General features: G+C 69.4%; 13 protein-coding genes, 2 pseudogenes and 1 CRISPR repeat array. Of the genes and pseudogenes, 6 read left to right on the forward strand and 9 right to left on the reverse strand.

What is annotated here, in order from left to right:
* Positions 1-90 precede the first annotated feature (90 nt).
* Positions 91-1,059, reverse strand: coding sequence for a helix-turn-helix domain-containing protein (locus ACZ69M_RS49965; protein ID WP_470060357.1), 969 nt, complete (start codon positions 1,057-1,059; stop codon positions 91-93).
* 246 nt (positions 1,060-1,305) lie between these two features.
* Between ACZ69M_RS49965 and ACZ69M_RS49970 the strand changes: the two genes are divergently transcribed.
* Positions 1,306-5,055, forward strand: coding sequence for a S8 family peptidase (locus ACZ69M_RS49970; RefSeq protein WP_470060358.1), 3,750 nt, complete (start codon positions 1,306-1,308; stop codon positions 5,053-5,055).
* A gap of 237 nt (positions 5,056-5,292) precedes the next feature.
* Here ACZ69M_RS49970 and ACZ69M_RS49975 read toward each other — a convergent pair.
* The 4 genes and pseudogenes from ACZ69M_RS49975 to ACZ69M_RS49990 form a co-directional block, all read right to left on the reverse strand.
* A pseudogene (locus ACZ69M_RS49975) lies at positions 5,293-6,331 on the reverse strand (hypothetical protein).
* Between the two features lie 871 nt (positions 6,332-7,202).
* Positions 7,203-7,607: an FKBP-type peptidyl-prolyl cis-trans isomerase gene (locus ACZ69M_RS49980; RefSeq protein WP_470060359.1), complete on the reverse strand. Its 405-nt coding sequence runs from the start codon at positions 7,605-7,607 to the stop codon at positions 7,203-7,205.
* Positions 7,608-7,617: 10 nt separating this feature from the next.
* Positions 7,618-8,196 carry a transposase family protein gene (locus ACZ69M_RS49985; RefSeq protein ID WP_470060360.1) on the reverse strand — a complete coding sequence of 193 codons (579 nt, stop codon included), beginning with the start codon at positions 8,194-8,196 and terminating at the stop codon, positions 7,618-7,620.
* Positions 8,197-8,434: 238 nt separating this feature from the next.
* Positions 8,435-8,878: a MerR family transcriptional regulator gene (locus tag ACZ69M_RS49990; RefSeq protein ID WP_470060361.1), complete on the reverse strand. Its 444-nt coding sequence runs from the start codon at positions 8,876-8,878 to the stop codon at positions 8,435-8,437.
* A gap of 62 nt (positions 8,879-8,940) precedes the next feature.
* Between ACZ69M_RS49990 and ACZ69M_RS49995 the strand changes: the two genes are divergently transcribed.
* On the forward strand, positions 8,941-9,648 hold the full coding sequence (locus ACZ69M_RS49995; RefSeq protein ID WP_470060362.1) for an SDR family oxidoreductase: 708 nt from the start codon (positions 8,941-8,943) through the stop codon (positions 9,646-9,648).
* A 456-nt stretch (positions 9,649-10,104) separates the two neighbouring features.
* Here the strand turns inward: ACZ69M_RS49995 and ACZ69M_RS50000 are convergent, their stop codons facing one another.
* A complete protein-coding gene (locus ACZ69M_RS50000) occupies positions 10,105-10,404 on the reverse strand; it encodes a hypothetical protein (RefSeq protein ID WP_470060363.1) in 300 nt (99 codons plus the stop codon).
* A 160-nt stretch (positions 10,405-10,564) separates the two neighbouring features.
* Positions 10,565-10,885: an HNH endonuclease signature motif containing protein gene (locus ACZ69M_RS50005; protein ID WP_470060375.1), complete on the reverse strand. Its 321-nt coding sequence runs from the start codon at positions 10,883-10,885 to the stop codon at positions 10,565-10,567.
* Between ACZ69M_RS50005 and ACZ69M_RS50010 the strand changes: the two are divergent.
* Positions 10,865-11,080: pseudogene (locus ACZ69M_RS50010) on the forward strand (tyrosine-type recombinase/integrase); the annotation flags it as partial. The gene ACZ69M_RS50005 and the pseudogene ACZ69M_RS50010 sit on opposite strands and share 21 nt — an antisense overlap.
* Positions 11,081-11,598: 518 nt before the next feature.
* On the opposite strand, the gene ACZ69M_RS50015 reads toward ACZ69M_RS50010, so the two are convergent.
* Positions 11,599-11,847: a DUF3761 domain-containing protein gene (locus tag ACZ69M_RS50015; protein WP_470060376.1), complete on the reverse strand. Its 249-nt coding sequence runs from the start codon at positions 11,845-11,847 to the stop codon at positions 11,599-11,601.
* 371 nt (positions 11,848-12,218) lie between these two features.
* On the opposite strand from ACZ69M_RS50015, the gene ACZ69M_RS50020 reads away from it, so the two are divergent.
* From ACZ69M_RS50020 to ACZ69M_RS50030, 3 genes are all read left to right on the forward strand, one after another.
* Positions 12,219-12,395 carry a hypothetical protein gene (locus tag ACZ69M_RS50020; RefSeq protein ID WP_470060364.1) on the forward strand — a complete coding sequence of 59 codons (177 nt, stop codon included), beginning with the start codon at positions 12,219-12,221 and terminating at the stop codon, positions 12,393-12,395.
* A gap of 553 nt (positions 12,396-12,948) precedes the next feature.
* A complete protein-coding gene (locus ACZ69M_RS50025) occupies positions 12,949-13,773 on the forward strand; it encodes an MHYT domain-containing protein (RefSeq protein ID WP_470060365.1) in 825 nt (274 codons plus the stop codon).
* 246 nt (positions 13,774-14,019) lie between these two features.
* On the forward strand, positions 14,020-15,006 hold the full coding sequence (locus ACZ69M_RS50030) for a DUF6417 family protein (protein ID WP_470060366.1): 987 nt from the start codon (positions 14,020-14,022) through the stop codon (positions 15,004-15,006).
* Positions 15,007-15,104: 98 nt separating this feature from the next.
* Positions 15,105-17,816: direct repeats of the CRISPR family, unit length 29 nt; unit sequence CGACCCACCTCCGCTGGCGCGGAGAGCAC.
* 18 nt (positions 17,817-17,834) lie between these two features.
* Here the strand turns inward: ACZ69M_RS50030 and cas2e are convergent.
* Positions 17,835-18,146 carry a type I-E CRISPR-associated endoribonuclease Cas2e gene (cas2e, locus tag ACZ69M_RS50035; RefSeq protein WP_470060367.1) on the reverse strand — a complete coding sequence of 104 codons (312 nt, stop codon included), beginning with the start codon at positions 18,144-18,146 and terminating at the stop codon, positions 17,835-17,837.
* Between the last annotated feature and the right edge of the window lie 25 nt (positions 18,147-18,171).

Raw genomic sequence — 18,171 nt, forward strand, 5'->3', positions numbered from 1 at the left:
TCCGGCAAGACCGCCCCTGACGCACCATCAGCCAACTACACTCCGGACAACATCTCTGACCAGGCCAGATAGCGAACCGCTGCTGGAGTACTAGATCCAGCCCCTCTTGGCCGCCTCGGCCCCCACCTGGAAGCGCGTGTCGAGACCGAGGCCGGACGCGATCGCCGCGATGCGGCGGGTCACCGTGCGCGCGCTCGTCCCCAACATCCTGGCGATCGCATGGTCCTTGTAACCCGCCTGCATCATCTTCAACAGCAGGAGGTCCTGTGCGCTCGGGCCGTCGGGCGTCGCCGGAGCGGCCGCGCCGAGGGGCTGCGCACGCTGCCAGTAGGAGTCGAACAACTCAAGGAGTGCGTCGAGCAGGCCCGACTGGTGGACGACGGCGATCCTGTCGTAGCGGCCGGGTACCAGCGCGACCAGCGCGACGCGGCGGTCCATGATACGCAGTCTGAACGGCAGGGCCGGCAGGATGCGGGCCTGCTCGCCGATCCCGGCGAGGTGGGTGATCAGCTCGAAACGCTCCGGCTGCGCCAGTGCCTCCGGGGTGTAGACCGACCGGATGTCGACGCCGCGGCCCAGCAGGTCCATCGTTAGCTCCTCCTCCAACTCGGTGCTGTAGAGCCCGAGATAGGGGGGTCGATCCAGCACCCAGAAGTGGGTGCGGACCGACTGCAGCAGTTCGGCGACGCGCAGCGCGATCTCCGCCTCGCCGGTGATCACCTCCACCAGTCCGCTCGGATCCTCCTGCAGCCGACGCGCGCGGTACTCGTCCGCCAGGTCGTCGACGGCGCCCCACACCGAGGTGAACGCCGCCTCGGTCTCGGCTCGGCGTCTGGCCAGCAGCGCCCGCAGTGCGGTGTGCGGGCTGACCGGCCGGTACTGGCCGTGCCCTTCCCTTCTCAGCATGCCCAGCTCCACCAACCGGGAGACCGTGCGCCTGACCCGGCTGGGCGTGGTGCCCAGGCTCTCGGCGATCTCGGCCGCCGTCCGGTCCGACTTGGTCAGATAGACGCGGTAGACCCGCTCGTCGAACTCGCTGATCCCCAGGGCGCTCAGCACCGGACGTCCTCCCAGAGATCACGGCCCGGCGAGCCGTCGGGACGGCCGTGGCGCGAATCGCCATCTGGCGATCTACGACACGAGTCTGATCTAGACATTCCTCATTCACAAGCTTTCACTCTGAACGTTCACGCCACCTGTGGAGGGGCCCCGAGCATCCTCGGTGCCGACGACCGGTCAGGCGGCGCCACTTGGACGGCAGAGGACGCCCGTGCTCTGGCCGACCGCAGAGCCGGGAGAGACCTTGTGAAAGCACACCACCGCAGACGCTGGAGTGTGCCGGTTGCCGCCGGCGCTCTCGTGCTCGCGCTGGCCGGCCCGTACGACGCGACGGCCTCGGCGTCCTCGGCGGCCCGTTCCGACGCCGCCGACTCCCCGACCGCCGCATCCGCGTCCGACCGGGTGCCCGCCGGCGACCACTCCGTCACGCTGATCACCGGTGACGTGGTCACCACCCGACAGAGCCCCGGCAGCGACGGCAGGAACGGGGGCACCGTCAGCGTCCGCGGTGCCGACGGACGTCCGGTACAGACCCACATCCTGACGTCGGGCGACGATCTCTACGTGTTCCCCGAGTCCGTGCTGCCCTTCGTGGCCAAGGGCATCCTGGACCGGCAGCTGTTCAACATCACTTCCATGATCGCCGACAGGTACGACGACGCGCACCGTGACCGACTGCCGCTCATCGTCTCCTACACGCACTCCGCCGACTCGCGCAGCAGGGCCGCCGCTCTGCCCGACGGGGTGACCCGGGTCCGTACCCTCGACGGCATCGACGGCGTCGCCCTCACCGCGGACCGCTCGCACGCCGCGGACTTCTGGAAGTCTGTGGCCGGGACGGCGACGACCGACGGAGCCCGCAAGCAGGCCGCCGCACCGGCCTTCGCCGGCGGGATCGCGCACATCTGGCTGGACGGCCTCGTCCACGCCGACCTCGCCGACAGCACTACGCAGATCGGTGCCCCCCAGGTCTGGGCGGACGGCAACACCGGACAGGGTGTGGACGTGGCCGTCCTCGACACCGGTGTCGACGCGGGACACCCCGACCTCGCGGACCGCGTCGCGGGCCGGCAGAGCTTCGTACCGGACGAGAACACGGACGACCACGTCGGTCACGGCACACATGTCGCGTCCATCATCGCCGGTACCGGCGCGGCCTCCGACGGCAAGGAGAAGGGTGTCGCGCCCGGCGCCCGCCTCGACATAGGCAAGGTGCTGGACGACTCCGGGTCCGGTCAGACCTCCTGGGTCCTGGCCGGCATGGAATGGGCCGCGGTCGACCAGCACGCCAAGGTCATCAACATGAGCCTCGGCGACGGCCAGGTGTCCGACGGGACCGACCCCCTCAGCCAGGCCGTCGACAGGCTCAGCGCCGAGACCGGCGCGCTGTTCGTCGTCGCCGCCGGCAACGCGGGCGCAGCCGGCACCATCGGCGCACCGGGCGCGGCGAGCGACGCGTTGACCGTGGGTGCCGTCGACTCCGACGACTCCGTGGCCGACTTCTCCAGCCAGGGTCCCCGCGTGGACGGCGCTCTGAAGCCGGAGATCACCGCCCCTGGGGTCGGCATCCTCGCGGCCAACTCCCAGTTCGACGGCAACGGTGAGGGCGCCTACCAGACCATGAGCGGCACCTCGATGGCCACGCCCCACGTGGCGGGCGCCGCCGCGCTGATGGCCGCCGCACATCCGGATCTCACCGGAAGTCAGCTGAAGGATCTGCTGGCCAGCAGTTCGCGGCAGACCCCGCGGTACGACGCCTTCCAGGCGGGCAGCGGCCGGCTCGACGTCGCCGCAGCCTCGCACGCCGGAGTCTTCGCCACGGCGACCGCCTACGCCGCGCAGGTTCCGCAGAATCCCGCCAGCGGCGTGCAGCGCCCGGTGACGTACACCAACACCACGGACACGGCCGTCACCCTCGCGCTGAGCGTCGAGGCGGCACACGCCCCCACCGGGGTGTTCCGGCTCTCCGTCTCCCAGGTGGTCGTGCCGGCGCACGGTACCGCCGGTGTCACCGTGACGATCGACGGCTCGGGCGTCACCACCGGCGGCCGGTACACCGGCCAGGTCATCGCGAAGACCGCTGCCGGGACGGTCGCGGCGCACACCGCCGTCTCCCTCGGGGACGTCGAGCACAAGCTGACCATGACGTTCAAGGACGCCAAGGGGCAGCCCATGTCCGGCGTGGTCGAACTGCTCAGGTCCGGTGACGACTCCCCGATGTTCGTCGAGATCGACGCCTCCGGCACGGGCCAGATGTACCTGCCGAACGACGTGTACTCGGTGCTGTCCTTCAAGACGGTGCAGGGTGTCCACGGTCCCCATTCGTGGGGCATGGCGCTGCTGGGCGACCCCGATGTCCGCCTGGACCGCGACACCACCGTCACGCTCGACGCTTCCAAGATCGACCGCATCGACATGACGGCCCCTCAGCCGACTGAGGCGACCTACCAGCGACTGGACTACACCCGCCTGATGGGCGGCCAGATCTGGCGGGACTACATGGAGACCCAGACCAACTACGACAGCCTGTGGGCCCAGCCGACCACCCACAAGGTGACCCACGGCGACTTCTACCTGGCGGCCCGCTGGCGCAAGGAGCAGCCCGCGCTGTCCGTCGCCACCAAGACCACCGACTTCACCGACGTGCTGCGCCAGGACGGCGTCACCCCCCTGCCCAAGGGCACCGTCAAGCTCCCGCTGGTCTTCGCCGGTCAGGGCGCGAGCACCGACTACGCCCACCTCGACGTGCACGGCAAGGCCGTGGTGGTACGCCGCAACGACGACGTGTCCGACATGGACCAGGCGTCCGCCGCGACGGCCGCGGGCGCGAAGCTCATGCTGGTCGTGAACAACGTGGACGGGCGCGGATTCCGTCGCTACAACGCGCCGTTCGGTTCGACACCCGTCCGGCTCGACGTGGGCCTGCTCAGCACCGACGAGGGCGAGAAGCTCGTCCGGCAGGCCCAGGACTCGGGCGCTTCGGTCACGGTCGGCTCCGCGCCCGTGAGCCCGTACGTCTACGACCTGGACCAGACCTGGCACAACGAGATCCCCGCCCGCATGGTGGTGCAGGGCGGTTCCAAGAACCTCGCCCGGGTCGACGAGACCTTCGACAGCCCGGCCCCGGGAAGCACCGGCGGCGAGTTCCGGTTCGACTGGCCCACCTACAACAACTGGGCCATCGGCGGAATGATGCCGGAACCGGTGCGGGGCAAGCGCACCGACTGGGTCTCGACCGGGGGCTACAACCGCTGGAGCCAGAGCGCGTACGCGGACGGCTTGGTCTTCGAAGCCGGGGCCAAGACCTCCTACCGGGCGGGCAGCACGCAGTCCGAGGAGTGGTTCAAGCCGATCGAACGGCCCTACCTGAACGACGTCTATAGCATGCCCACGCGCAAGGGCGACCACCTGTACATCGACGCCCCGGCCTGGGGCAGCCACGACCACGTCGGCATGAGCCAGATGGACGGCGGAGCGGAGCAGCGGCAGACCCTCTACCAGGGCACCACCCAGCTGGGCACGGGCACCTTCACGAACGTCTCGGGCGACGCACCCGGTGCCGGCAAGCTGCCGTACCGGCTGGTCGTCACCAGCAAGCGCGATGTGGCGTTCACCCCGTACTCCTCCAGCACGCGCACCGAGTGGGACTTCACCTCGCAGGCGACGGCGGACGGCTCCGACGCGGTGCTGCCGCTGGTGCAGATCGACTACGAGGTCGGTACCGACTCGGCCGGGCGGGCCGGGCGGCACGACGCCCTGTCCGCCACCGCGGCCCAGCTGCCGGGGGCCGTCGGCGCCGGCAGGGTCGGCGCGGTCACCCTGGAGATGTCCTACGACGGCGGCACGACGTGGCACCGGGCCACGCGTGATCACGACGGGCGGTACCGCCTGGACGCGCCGAAGAAGGCGTCCTACGTGTCGCTCAGGGCGAGCGCCCAGGACTCGGCGGGCAACGCGGTGCACCAGACGGTGATCCGGGCGTTCGGCCTGCGCTGACGCACGGCCGCGGATCGCGCGCGTGAAGAACGGTCCGTCCGGGGTCGCACGACCCCGGACGGACCGCCGCCGCCCCTCACGGACCGAGGCGTTCCGCGGGTGCGGGTCCCGTCGGGGCGCACCCCGTGGACAGTTTCCACAGGATCCTCCCGACAACCTGACGACGGTCCCGCACCCGTACCCTTCGGTGGCCGGAGCCGACACACCCCGATCGACGCCCACGCCTGACACATCACCTCATGACGACGCGCCCCGGACCGACGACCGACCCGACCGCTTCGCGGACACGCCCGGCAGCGGGATGACCACCTCGTCCTCGACCGGCGGGTCGATCTCCTGCTCCCGGTTGCCGGTGGGGGCGAAGCAGCGCAACCGGACCGAGGACGGGGTGACGTCCAGAGCAGGAACGACTTGAAGAACGGCGGACTCTAGGTCGCCGACCCCGGGGAGAAGACTTTGGTGTACGCCTTGCGCACCGGGAGACGCAGGCGCGAGGCACGGTCGGGCCGCCCGGCCGCGCCCAGCAGCGCCGCGACCAGCCGATGCCGCCGGGTGACCCGGACCGGCGTCCCCGCGGATCGGATCGGCGGAATCCCGAGCCGCTCCGCCATGACGGCCATGGACTGCTCCTCGGTCAGGATGAACACGCGGCGCATCCGCAGCCGTCGCCCGTCCCGTTGATCTTCCCCCTTGTCCGGCGTGTGCCGCAGCAACGAACGCAGCCGTTCCTGTGCCGTGCGCCGCGATTCGGACTCCGGCGCGAGGGCCGAAGCGTCACAGAAGACCGGCATGAACCCGTGGAGATCCTCATAACAGTCGTGATTGCCGGGTATGGCGTAGATCGCGGCCGGGTAGTCGCGGTACGGCCGGTGGAACTTCGTTCCGTAGTCGTCGTAACTGCCGACCGGATAGATCACGTCACTGGCGAGGACCGCGAAACTCGACCCCTCACTGACCCTCAGGAAGCCGGGTACCTCGGCGTATTGAGGTTCGTCACTCTCGCCGGTGTCCCCGATGACCATGAAGGAGAAACGGTCGGGGTCGTCGCGCCGCACCACCGCGTCGGCGTTCCCCCGCTGCTCCACCCACCGGGCACGGGTACGGCCCGTGGGGTCCCCGAACCACGAGGCCAGCGCGCCGTTGCGGGCAGGCCACATCGTCCTGGGGTCGAGCCACAAGAGCTTCTCGACGCGGGCGGGCATCAGGCCTCTGTAGTCACCGGTTCCGGGCTGCCCCTGCCGGCGCCCCGGGCGGTGTCGCGTGAAGAGTCGGACATCGGCGAACGGTAACAATGATCTTCCCGGGCGCAGGACGCGAGGGCGTGCGCCTGGCACTCGCACCCACTGGAGGCCTCACCCATGCCGCCCGGGGACCGTATCGCGCCGCCCACCCACCGCCCCTGCTCCTCCCTCCAGGGGCCGCGCCCCGACAACTGCGAGAACACGGCCCTTCTGGGCCTGAGACCGCCCCGACCCGCCGCCGTCAGTCACTCCCGTGCGTGCGGCCGGGCGGGGGACCCGTCGCGTTCCAGCGTGGTTCGGCATGACCCGGGCAGCCACCCGGCCGGGTGCGCCCGCCGCGCCGGCCAGGGCATCGAGGTTTTCACCCGGCGGTGTGGTCCGTGACTGGTCCGGAAGCACTGTTCAGAAGGGGTACGGCCGTGGGAGGAACGGGGAGTTGGCGCGCAGGCCGGACTCGGTCCAGAGCAGGCTGAGCGAAAGGCGCCTCACCGGGAAACCCCAGGTCAGGCGCCTCTTCGCATGTGTCTAGAAGAAGCCCAGCTTCTTCGGCGAGTACGAGACGTGCAAGCTCGTGGTCTCCTGGTGGTACAGCAGTTGCACCCAAGCTGACCAGGGGAAAAAGCAGTTGGTGCGGTTCTCTGACGGGGGGCTGGTCCGGAAATGGTCCGGATCGGCTTGCGCAATGTGTTGTTGCTGGGCGGGGCCTTCTCGGACCGGCGCTGTGATCGGCAGTGTGACGAGCTGGATTCCGCCGGGGACCTCCCCCGTTTGCCGAGCGCGGCCGCCGGGTTCAGACGTCCGGGCGGCGGCTCCGGGCAGGCCGTTGAGGAAGTCGGTCGCCTGTGGCCTTCGGCGGTCGATGAGTCGCAGCGGAACCGTTCGGACGCTGCGGAGGCGGCGCAGTCCCTAGGCGTTGCTCCACCCGGTTGTGCTGGAATACGAGTCCAGCAGGTCCACCACGAAGACCAGGGTGGAGCCCGCCGGGATCAGCGGCGAGGGCGACTGATTGCCGTAGCCGAGACGCGGGGGAATGATGATCTCGCGCCGACCGCCGACCTTCATCCCCCTCACCCCGCGGTCCCAGCCCTTGATGACCTTGCCACTGCCCAGGGCGAACTTGAACGGCTGACCCCGGTTCCAGGAGGCATCGAACTCCTTACCGGACTCGAAGGCCACCCCGACGTAGTGGACCCTGACCACCATGCCCGGCTTCACCTCGGGCCCGTCCCCGACGACCAGGTCCCGGATGGTCAGCTCGGTAGGAGCGTCACCCTCCGGAATGTCGACCTCGGGCTTTGTCAGTTCACTCATTGCAGCCTCATCACTCTCCGTCGGAAGCCGTCGCACGGACCAGCCGGACACATGGACACTCCATGCAGCAGATGGTCACGCTACCGAGCATGCCGGTCTCGCCGGTTCCCTGGCCGCCCTGGACGTGCGGTCGCCTCTCCTCCTCAGAATCACCGGGACTACGGCTTCCGTCCTGACAGCGACGATCGCCACCTATTGTCGTGCGGCGGTCGGCCAGCCAGCGTCCCAGTGCCGGGTCCAGGGCGTCACCGTCGAGACGGGTCAGCAGTCGACGCACTGTGCTCTCGGCGGACAGGTCCCGCTGCGGCATCACCGGATCGGGGCGCAGGCCGAGCGGTTCGAGCACGTGGGAGGGGGCGTCTGCGATCCACTCGCCGACCGCCAGCAGCGAGGTTGCCCCGGCCAGGACCGCGCACGCGGTCAGCGCCAGCACCACGATCAGCCGGTGGCGCACCCCGCGTGGATCTCGCGGGTGCGGAACCTCGGCCAGGCGCTCCAGCAGCCGCGGTATCTCACCGGGTGCGGCCTGCGGCTGGCCGTCGAGCCGCTCAAGAGCGGGCTGGATCAGGGAGGATGCGTTCGCGGGCACGGTCTTCCACTTGGATCACGGGGCGTCGAGAACTCCATGATCACGGAGGCCGTGGCCGCCTCGCCTCCCCGCCCGGCTCCCACCCAGACGATCACCATCAGACGGGCGTCACCGGACTTTGCCGAGGCCGTGGGCCTGCCCCTGACTGGAGTAGGCGCGCGTGAATTCCCTCGTGGTCATTCCGGGGTTTCAGCCGCACGAACGCATGTGAGACCGACGGGTCGACCTGCGACCGCCGTCAGCGCCTGTTTGGCCGCAATCCCGGGATGCGCTCGCGCGGGAGCCGCGGGGCTGACGACATGGCGGGGCCTTCGTTCGCCTCGCAGGTCGCCGGGGAGTCCTCGTACGCGGCCGCGAGGCGGATCAGTTCCTCGAGCCGGTCATGAGCCTTGGTCAGGTCGTCGATCTGGGCTTTGCTCCGGTCACGCTCGGTCTCGAGCCGGCGTGCCATGCGAGGGGCCGCGACGAGGGTGTCCAGGAAGGGCAGGATCTGCAGGATCGCCTTGCTCGACAGCCCTGCCGCGTAAAGCAGTTGGATAAATCTCACCCGCTCGACGGCGGAATCCGGGTACTGCCGGTGGCCGCCGGGACCGCGGTCGGCGACGACGAGCCCCTGTTCCTCGTAGTACCGCAGCGCGCGGACGCTGACCCCGGCGCGCTCGGCCACCTGCCCGATCCGCATAGCGCCCCCCGCAGGCTCCCGATTTGATTCTCACGTCGACGTCAGGTTTTAGCGCACGCGACATGAACCTCAACGGATCCACCGCGCTCATCACCGGAGCCAACCGCGGCATCGGCCGCCACCTCGCCGCCCAGCTCGTCGAGCGAGGCGCCAAGGTCTACGCGACCGCCCGCCGTCCCGAGTCGATCGACCTCGACGGCGTCCAGGTCCTCGCCCTCGACGTCACCGACCCGGAGGCCGTCGCGAACGCCGCTCGCGTCGCCGCCGACGTGAACCTGCTGGTCAACAACGCCGGTATCGGAGGCGGTCCTCTGCTCGGGGACCTGGATGGCGTCCGCGCCGCGCTGGACGTCAACTTCTGGGGCTCGCTGTCAGTGTCCCGCGCCTTCACGCCGGTCCTCGCGGCCAACGGCGGGGGCGCGATCGTGAACATCGCCTCCTCGGCGTCCTGGTTCGTGTTCCCCGGCAACGGCGCCTACGGCGTCTCAAAGTCCGCCCTGTGGAGCATGGGCAACGCGCTCCGCCAGGAACTGGCCGGCCAGGGCACACGCGTCATCTCGGTGCACCTCGGCGCGGCCGACACCGACATGATGAAGGGCTACGACGTGCCCAAGATGGACCCGGCCGACGTCGCCCGTATCACCCTCGACGGTGTCGAGTCCGACGCGTTCGAGGTGGTCGTGGACGAGTTCACCGCCATGGTCAAGGCGTCGCTGGCCGAGGACCCGCGGGAGTTCGACGAGCGGTTCCAGCGGTTTCTGAACGCTTGACACCTCAACCCCTGGTCGTCTGATCGCTGTTCCCGGGGACGCGCGAACGGGCGTCCCGGTGGGCCCCATCGCTCGCGGCGCCAGCCGAGGGTCAAGGGACGAAGCAGTAGTCGAGGAGGTTCGGTGATCAGGTGGCAGAGCCGATCAAAGGTAGGCGCGATCAGGGATGATGCTTCGGCAGGCACGGTCTTCCACGGGGATCACGGGGCGTCGAGAACTCTGTGATCTCTTCCAGGGCCGTGCCTGCTTTACATGCCGAAACGCCACCAAGCGGGCGGATCACTGTGAACCGGACGTCACGCTAGAACGCCGAAGCCTTGGCCGCGGAGGCAGCTGATGGTTCGTCGGAGCACTGGCGTCGCTGTCCAGTCATGGAAGGTGATCGTTTGGTCGAGCCGGCCGATGGCCTTCAAGTCGCGGACCAACCACCTGTAGGCGAGATTCGTGGCCTGCCGTTCAAGGTCGGTTGAGAGGAGTTCCTCCTGCGCGGATGGAAGCCGGAATACGGGATGAGGGAGGGGAGTGGACCTGCTGCCAGATGTCGTGGGGAACGTCTGGTTCCTCGGCGAGTTCCAGGTCGACAGTCGGGGTGTCGCGAAGGTCGGCGGATGTGTCGGGGTGCACGCCGAACACGACGGTGGCGGACCATGCCTGAGTGTCATCTGGCTGGGGCGTGATGACGAAGCCTTTGGCGCGGACGGGGAAGACGCTGTAGAGGCCGAGCGCTGCTCCGAACCGGGCGAAGTTGGTCTCCACCAGGTCGTGGTACGACAGCCTGGTGTACGGAGAGTTCGGCCCCAACGTGCGACTCGAACAAGAACGCGTGTGGTTTCACCTGCTCGAAGAAGCCCTCAACGAGCTCCGCTGAGCACTGCGCACAACACAGTTGGCCTGCCGGTGCTGGCGAAGGGCACGTTCAATGAGCCTTGGTGAGCAACTCCTGATGCCTGACGAGCGCCGTGGCGCGAAGGAGGTCACGGAACGAGTCGGCCACCGTGCCACGGGTCTTCAGCGCGTGACAGTTCGGGCACAGAGCGATCACGGCCCTGGGCAGGTCGTCGCCACCCTTGGCGTGATCGTCTATGTGATCTACTTCCAGCAGGTAGGAGCCGTTGCGACCGAGGGCCGAGGTGTAGCGGGGATCAGGGCATTGCGGGTTCCCGCAAGCCCTCTGGCTCCGCTCGAGCACCGCATGGCGGGAGGCTGCAGTACTTAGCGACCTTACGATCTCCGGCACGCGGGGATCTCGTTCTGGCTCTACTCCGGAGTGGACCCGGCCGAATGCGCCCGCCGCGCCGGCCAAAGCATCGAGGTTCTCTTCCGTCACTACGCCAAGTTCCTCGACGGCGTTCGAGAACAGGCGAACCGCCTCATCGAGCAGTCGATGCAGGAGTGGGGGCGTGTCAGCCAAGGCGAAGCAACCGAGGGCTGAAGCGTGGGTTTGGTCCGTGACTGGTCCGGAAGTACTGGTCAGGAGCGGTACAGGTGGGAGGAACTCGGAGTTAGCACGCACGCCGGGCTCGGCCGAGAGCAAGCTGAGGGAAAGGCGCCTGACGGGTCAAAGGCCAGGTCAGGCGCCTTTTTTGGTGCGCCTAGAAGAAGCCCAGCTTCTTCGGCGAGTACGAGACGAGCAAGTTCTTGGTCTGCTGGTGGTACACGCGAGGCGCCTCATCTGACCTGCGGAACTGGGAGCGTTGTCGGCGGCGAATGGCGAATTGGTCCGGGAATGGCCCGGATCTTGGCCTCGGAGACGAGGTCCAGACCAGCTCCCGGGCGTCCAGCAGCTCAGCAACAGGCTTGCTGACACACTCAGTCGCTTGAACGGCAAGGCTCGGGGGGCGGTGAGGGTGTTCCCCGTCTGGCTGCGGCCAGCCGCATCCCGACGGGAAGTGCTGAGGGGGCGGATTACGGCGTAGAGCAGAGCGGCTGACTCGTCCACGCTGCCTACTTCTACCAGTACTGGACCCCGTGGTGGCGACTGCACGTTCCGCGGAAGTGCGCACTGAACGAGTACTCACCGTCCCGGCACTTCGCCGTGGCGCCTCGCGGGTGCGAACTGTTCTCCCGGCAGGCGCCTACGGTGTGGTGGGCGCAGCTGGCAGCTTCCGCGGTGGTTGCCGTGGCGACTGGGATGAGCAGTGCTCCAGCTACTGCTACTGCTACAGCAGCCAGGCCGGCGCGATCTGAGTGAGCATGAATGCCTCCCGTTGTGGTTGAAAGGCGAGCCTTGCATGGTCAGGTCGGCGTGTTGGGTCCTACGGAGCTGCGGTGGTCGAACCAAGACGATCAAGACCCAGCCGTGACGGTGGATTCGCGACGGGCTGAACGGGTGGTCGAGGCGGGTCGAACAGGCAACAGCCCAGGCCAGCTCTTCGATCAACTCGCCCTGCCGGCAACTCACGTCACCGCCGGTTTAGCGAACGACCGGCAGGCGGCGCACAGACCACCTATCCGTGGCCGCGCAGAGGTCATGCACCGACCGTTCGGTTTGTCCGCCCGTCGTTCTGGCCGTCAATGACCTGGCGCTGCCGTGGGGCCGCGCTGTCTTTGCTGCGCTCAGCCGGTCTGGGGTGGACGCCGGGATCCTGGTGACGCACACCGCGCACGCGCAGTCCGGCAACGGCCGCGCCGCCAGGCGCGAGCACGAGTCGCCGCGTTCCGACCGGGCCGACCGCGACCGGCACGCCGACGTCGCCCGGGCCGCACACGATGCCTTCGTCGCCGCCAGCCCGCTCGTATGGGCCTGACCACTTGGACAGGCGCCCCGCGCCCGGCACCGCACCCGGCCCACGTTGGCATGAACGCGCGCAGCCGGACGAATGGCGGAGCAGGTGCGGGTTCCGGCGAGCCTTGCTGCTTGCTGCGTTGAGTGTGCCGAATGGAACTGCGACGCCCGGTGGGCGAGTTCTGTTTTGCGGCGAAGGGTGACGATGTATCGATTCGGCGAACGGTTGCCCGCCATATGGGGAGATGGTGTGCATCATGTGCTTGAATCGTGCACAACTCGGCCAGGTGGCCTGATCCGATCGTCCGGTTCCCCGTGTCCTGCTTCCCCGGCAGGGCAGCCGTGCGCTGTGGTCAGGTCCGCCGGGCCGAGCCGCTCCGTACGCGCGGCAGGGGAGAGAACGGGCGATCCACACTCGCCTCTGCCGCAGCGCAGCCCGGTGCCCCCTGAAGTCTCCTCGTCAGGGGCCCCGCTCCGGGGCGCGCCCGGCATGGCCCGCCTGAGGCCGGGCGGGTGTGTGCGCCACAACCAGTCGGCGGTGCCGCTTGCCGTCGGCGCACGTGAAGGGAACCTCCATGACCGCCACCGTCTCCAACTTCTACTACGGTGCCGTGACCCCCGTAACTGCCTATCTCATGGCCTGCCTCGGTGCGGGCCTTGGGCTGCGGTGCACGACGAGGTCGCTGCGGCGTCCGCACCGCAGAGCCGGCTGGCTGGCGCTGGGTGCCATATCGATCGGCTGCGGCATCTGGACCATGCACTTCATCGCCATGATCGGCTTCAGCGTCCAGGGCGCGCTGGTCAGCTACGACACGACAAAAACACTCCTCAGCCTGGCCGTCGCGATCGCCGTCGTCGCCATCGGCGTCTTCCTCGTCGGCTACCGGGGCAGCTCACCGGTGAACCTGGGCGTGGCAGGCACGGTCACCGGGCTCGGGGTCGCGGCCATGCACTACCTCGGCATGGCCGCCATCCACACCAACGGCGGAATCCACTACGACACACAGACGGTGGCACTGTCCGTCGTCATCGCCGTCGCGGCCGCCACGGCGGCGCTGTGGGCCGCGGTCTCCATCCACAGCCTGTGGTCCAGCCTCGGCGCGAGCCTGGTCATGGGGTTGGCAGTGACCGGTATGCACTACACCGGCATGGCCGCGGTCTCCGTCCACGTCACCGGCCAAACCGCGTCGTCACAGTCGTCTTCCAGCCTGGTGTCGTTCCTCCTGGTCATGCTCGCCGGCCCGCTCATCGTCCTCCTGATCGCCGCCGTGATCGTCATGTTCGACCCCGACATGATGCTCGGCGACGACGAAGGGGGCCGGGCAACGGCCGCACCGTACGGCTCCGGATTCCCCGTACAGCAGCCGACATCACCGTCGCAGCCCTACACCGCCCGGTGAACGGTCCTCGGCACAGCGAACCAACACGTCATGGCCAGGCAGCAGCCCGGCCGCCCGGCCGTTCTGCACACCAGGAGCACGGGGGCACATGGGCCGACGAGCCGGTCCGCGTACTGGACCTCACCCCCTGAGTGCAGCATCGGCAAACACTGCGGCCCCCCTGCCGGATCCGGCAGGGGGGCCGCAGTGTTTGCCGGGCGGCGTCCCGCCCGGCGCGCGTCTGGCGGCTGGTGTCACTCGGTGGGCTTGCCTTCTCTCCTTCGCACCTTCCACACCGGTCTCGGCGTCTACGGTCGGCGCACACGTGCGGGCGCGGCGCACAAGGCGGGGGGTGCGATGAGGAGTTGGGAGAGGGCGCTGTCGGTGCTGGAGGCGCTGTGGGAGCGCGGGCAGGCGGCTGAGCACGGCTGGACGCTGGACACGGAGCTCCTCCCGCCGCACCAGAAGCAGGTGAACGCCTTGGAGAACCAGGGCCTGGTGGAGCTTGCCTGCCGGGAGGACCGCGCGGAGCTGTCGGTCCTGGAGGGCCGGCCCGTGCGGTGGGTGGCCCGCCTGACTCCCTACGGCCACGACACCCTCGCCTACGGCCAGTCCCGCCCCCGGGCCGAGCTTCCGCCCGGTGAGGCAGCCCCGGACCGGCAGCTGGTGGAGCTCATCCCGACGCAGATGGCGGCACTGCGCATGTTCGTCGGCCTCACCGGCCAACTCCGTGTGCCGCCGGCCGCGGGGCTGGCGGAGCAGGTCCGTACGGCCTCGTGTGATCACGGAATCAAGCGGTGGCGGCTGTATCTGACACCAGAGCAGATGGAGTCGGTGGCGTATGGGCTGTGGCTGCACCGGATGACGGGCTCCGTCGCGGAGGCCAACCGCTTCGCCCGCGAGTACGGCGTCGCACACACCCCTTCTCCAGCCGAGCAGGACGGGCCGCCACCCGGCGCCGTCGTGACAACGGCGCCAGGCAAGGCTGCGCCCCGCGACGCGGGGCTAGCGGGCGAGGATGATGTGGATGGGCTGGTCAGGGCAGCGGCTGAGGCCCTCGGTGACCGTGGCTTGTTCGGTGGGGTCGACGGACAGGCCCCACCGGGTTTTGTCGGCGACCCAGTCGGTCTGGTAATGGCACCCGTAGCCGGCGTACGGGGCATCCAGTCGTTGTGGTCCTTGTCAGTCTTGGACCGGTTGGAGGCGGCGGACACTGCGATCAGGTCGCGGGGGCCGTCGAGGTCGTTGGCGTAGGCTTTGCGTTCCTTCGGCGTCCAGGCGGAGGCGCCGCTGTCCCAGGCCTCCGCTCGCGCGGAAAGCATTTCCATCGAGGAGATTCACGGCACCTACAACGACTCACCTCCACTGGCGCGGAGAGCACTCTGCGCCCTCGTCGCATCGACCGTGCTCCTGCGACCCACCTCCGCTGGCGCGGAGAGCACGCCGGACGCCGGCTGATGGCGATCTACGAGAGCGACCCACCTCCGCTGGCGCGGAGAGCACAGGGCTCGTGTCTTCTCCCGCTCCTGCTCCAGCGACCCACCTCCGCTGGCGCGGAGAGCACCTGCTCGCGTTGGCCGAGTTCCAGGCGCGCGCCGACCCACCTCCGCTGGCGCGGAGAGCACTCGGCGCACGAGTACAAGACGGCGATCCGCGCCGACCCACCTCCGCTGGCGCGGAGAGCACCAGCAGGTCGCGCTCCGCAAGGAAGACGTCGTCGACCCACCTCCGCTGGCGCGGAGAGCACACCCCGAACGGCAACGGCGGTACAAGACCGTCGACCCACCTCCGCTGGTGCGGAGAGCACGCCACCCCGCACAACCGCGCTCACCTCATCGGCGACCCACCTCCGCTGGCGCGGAGAGCACCAGGCCACGAACCACGGCACCGGGTATCCGGCCGACCCACCTCCGCTGGCGCGGAAAGCACACGGTGACGATGCGTGCATCGAGGCGCTTGTACGACCCACCTCCGCTGGCGCGGAGAGCACCTCGGAGGTGAAGGTGGCCACGGTCACGCCTCCGACCCACCTCCGCTGGCGCGGAGAGCACCCGGAACTCATCATCGACGCGGGCCGAATGCACGACCCACCTCCGCTGGCGCGGAGAGCACGACAGGCGGTCATACCCCATACCAAGGATGTCCGACCCACCTCCGCTGGCGCGGAGAGCACGCTATGCGGTCAGTGCACGCCCGTCGAAGCGGCGACCCACCTCCGCTGGCGCGGAGAGCACGTGGAGGTCGCTGTGCCCGGCGTGGAGCAGGGCGACCCACCTCCGCTGGCGCGGAGAGCACGTCTGCCAGGCGCCCACCGAGGGCGGCGGCAACGACCCACCTCCGCTGGCGCGGAGAGCACGCCAAGGACGCCACCAAGTCCGACTGCCAGGACGACCCACCTCCGCTGGCGCGGAGAGCACGACCCGACCGTAGGCAACGGCACCACCTACAACGACCCACCTCCGCTGGCGCGGAGAGCACCTCGTGTCGTTCGCCACCGGGGTGCTCTCCCACGACCCACCTCCGCTGGCGCGGAGAGCACTGGACGACGGTCTTGGAGCCCTCCACCCCGGCCGACCCACCTCCGCTGGCGCGGAGAGCACGGGATCCTCACCGCAACCGCGTGGTACGAGGTCGACCCACCTCCGCTGGCGCGGAGAGCACACCAGGGTCCCGAGGTTGACGAACGCCTCCGGCGACCCACCTCCGCTGGCGCGGAGAGCACACCTCCGGTAGAGACCCCCTCCCCGACCACAACGACCCACCTCCGCTGGCGCGGAGAGCACATCGCACTCCGCAGGTTCCCGAGCGCGGCGAGCGACCCACCTCCGCTGGCGCGGAGAGCACTGACTTCACACGCTTAGATACGGTTCCGGACGCGACCCACCTCCGCTGGCGCGGAGAGCACTCCGAGACGAGCTGCTCCTCGACGGACAGCGGCGACCCACCTCCGCTGGCGCGGAGAGCACTCCCGTTCCGCAGCTACTTCCTGACCGACGGACGACCCACCTCCGCTGGCGCGGAGAGCACGCCCCGGCTGTCTCCAACGTGTTCCATCTGGACGACCCACCTCCGCTGGCGCGGAGAGCACGGCGCCGCCCGCAACCGCCGCGCCCTCGAAGTCGACCCACCTCCGCTGGCGCGGAGAGCACCCCAGCGAGTGGCAGACCAGCCAGTCCCGCTCCGACCCACCTCCGCTGGCGCGGAGAGCACCCCCCGACCAGCCGGCCGCGCCCCCGGTGCAGCGACCCACCTCCGCTGGCGCGGAGAGCACCGCTGGGACGACGCTGAGGCGGCGCCCAGCGACGACCCACCTCCGCTGGCGCGGAGAGCACTGGCACGCCACCGGTGGCGTGCCCCCGGGCACCGACCCACCTCCGCTGGCGCGGAGAGCACCTCCACCGCGGCGACGGCATCGGCTAGGGCGGCGACCCACCTCCGCTGGCGCGGAGAGCACAGCCAGAGCCCGGTGGACGCGGACGTCGCCAACGACCCACCTCCGCTGGCGCGGAGAGCACGGCGATCGAGGTCAACGGCACCGTGGCCGTTGAGACCCACCTCCGCTGGCGCGGAGAGCACTCGGCGAGGATCTCCGCGGCGCGCTGCTCCCGCGACCCACCTCCGCTGGCGCGGAGAGCACGCCACCCAGCGTGTCAGCGCCCCCTCGAGCATCGACCCACCTCCGCTGGCGCGGAGAGCACGCCGGCGCCGAGGGGGAACGCGTCCACGGCTGCGACCCACCTCCGCTGGCGCGGAGAGCACAGGACAGTCTCGACGCGATGCGCGGCGTGGACCGACCCACCTCCGCTGGCGCGGAGAGCACAAGAGGTTCCCTACGACCAGCAGACCCCACGCCGACCCACCTCCGCTGGCGCGGAGAGCACTCTCCCGGGCGGACAACTACCCACCGTCACATCGACCCACCTCCGCTGGCGCGGAGAGCACGGCGTCCTCGTCGAGTTCGACGTCGATGGTGACGACCCACCTCCGCTGGCGCGGAGAGCACCGTTCGTCCACGTCGACGACGACCAAGACCAGCGACCCACCTCCGCTGGCGCGGAGAGCACTCTTCCTGACCTGTGATTCTAGAGAGGGTTTGCGATTTCTTTGCTGTCTCGGTTGAAGGCGATCAGGGTGAGACCGTCGAAGTCGACGGTGTGGCGACGGCGTGTTCCTGCGGTGCGGATTTGGAAGCCCTGTTCGTTGTCGCTGGGGTAGGCGAGAACTGAGATGCCGTCACCAGTGCATGCGGCAACGGAAGTCCAAAGTTCGTCGCGAACCCGGGCGGACACGGTCCCTACGTACAGCTCCGGGGTGACTTCCAACAGCCATCGTGTGAGGGCTCCGCGGAGGTGGTCGGGGACGGCAGTGGCGGAGAGCACGATCATTGAGGCCACTGGGGGTGTTCTTTCGTCCGTGGGG

This window comes from Streptomyces sp. NPDC107454 (assembly GCF_055582885.1).

What these genes read in the sequence shown, in the direction of transcription:
- ACZ69M_RS49980 (WP_470060359.1), bottom strand. Translation starts at nt 7,607, where the DNA reads ATGAGTGAACTGACAAAGCCCGAGGTCGACATTCCGGAGGGTGACGCT.
- ACZ69M_RS49990 (WP_470060361.1), bottom strand. Translation starts at nt 8,878, where the DNA reads ATGCGGATCGGGCAGGTGGCCGAGCGCGCCGGGGTCAGCGTCCGCGCG.
- ACZ69M_RS49995 (WP_470060362.1), top strand. Translation starts at nt 8,941, where the DNA reads ATGAACCTCAACGGATCCACCGCGCTCATCACCGGAGCCAACCGCGGC.
- ACZ69M_RS50025 (WP_470060365.1), top strand. Translation starts at nt 12,949, where the DNA reads ATGACCGCCACCGTCTCCAACTTCTACTACGGTGCCGTGACCCCCGTA.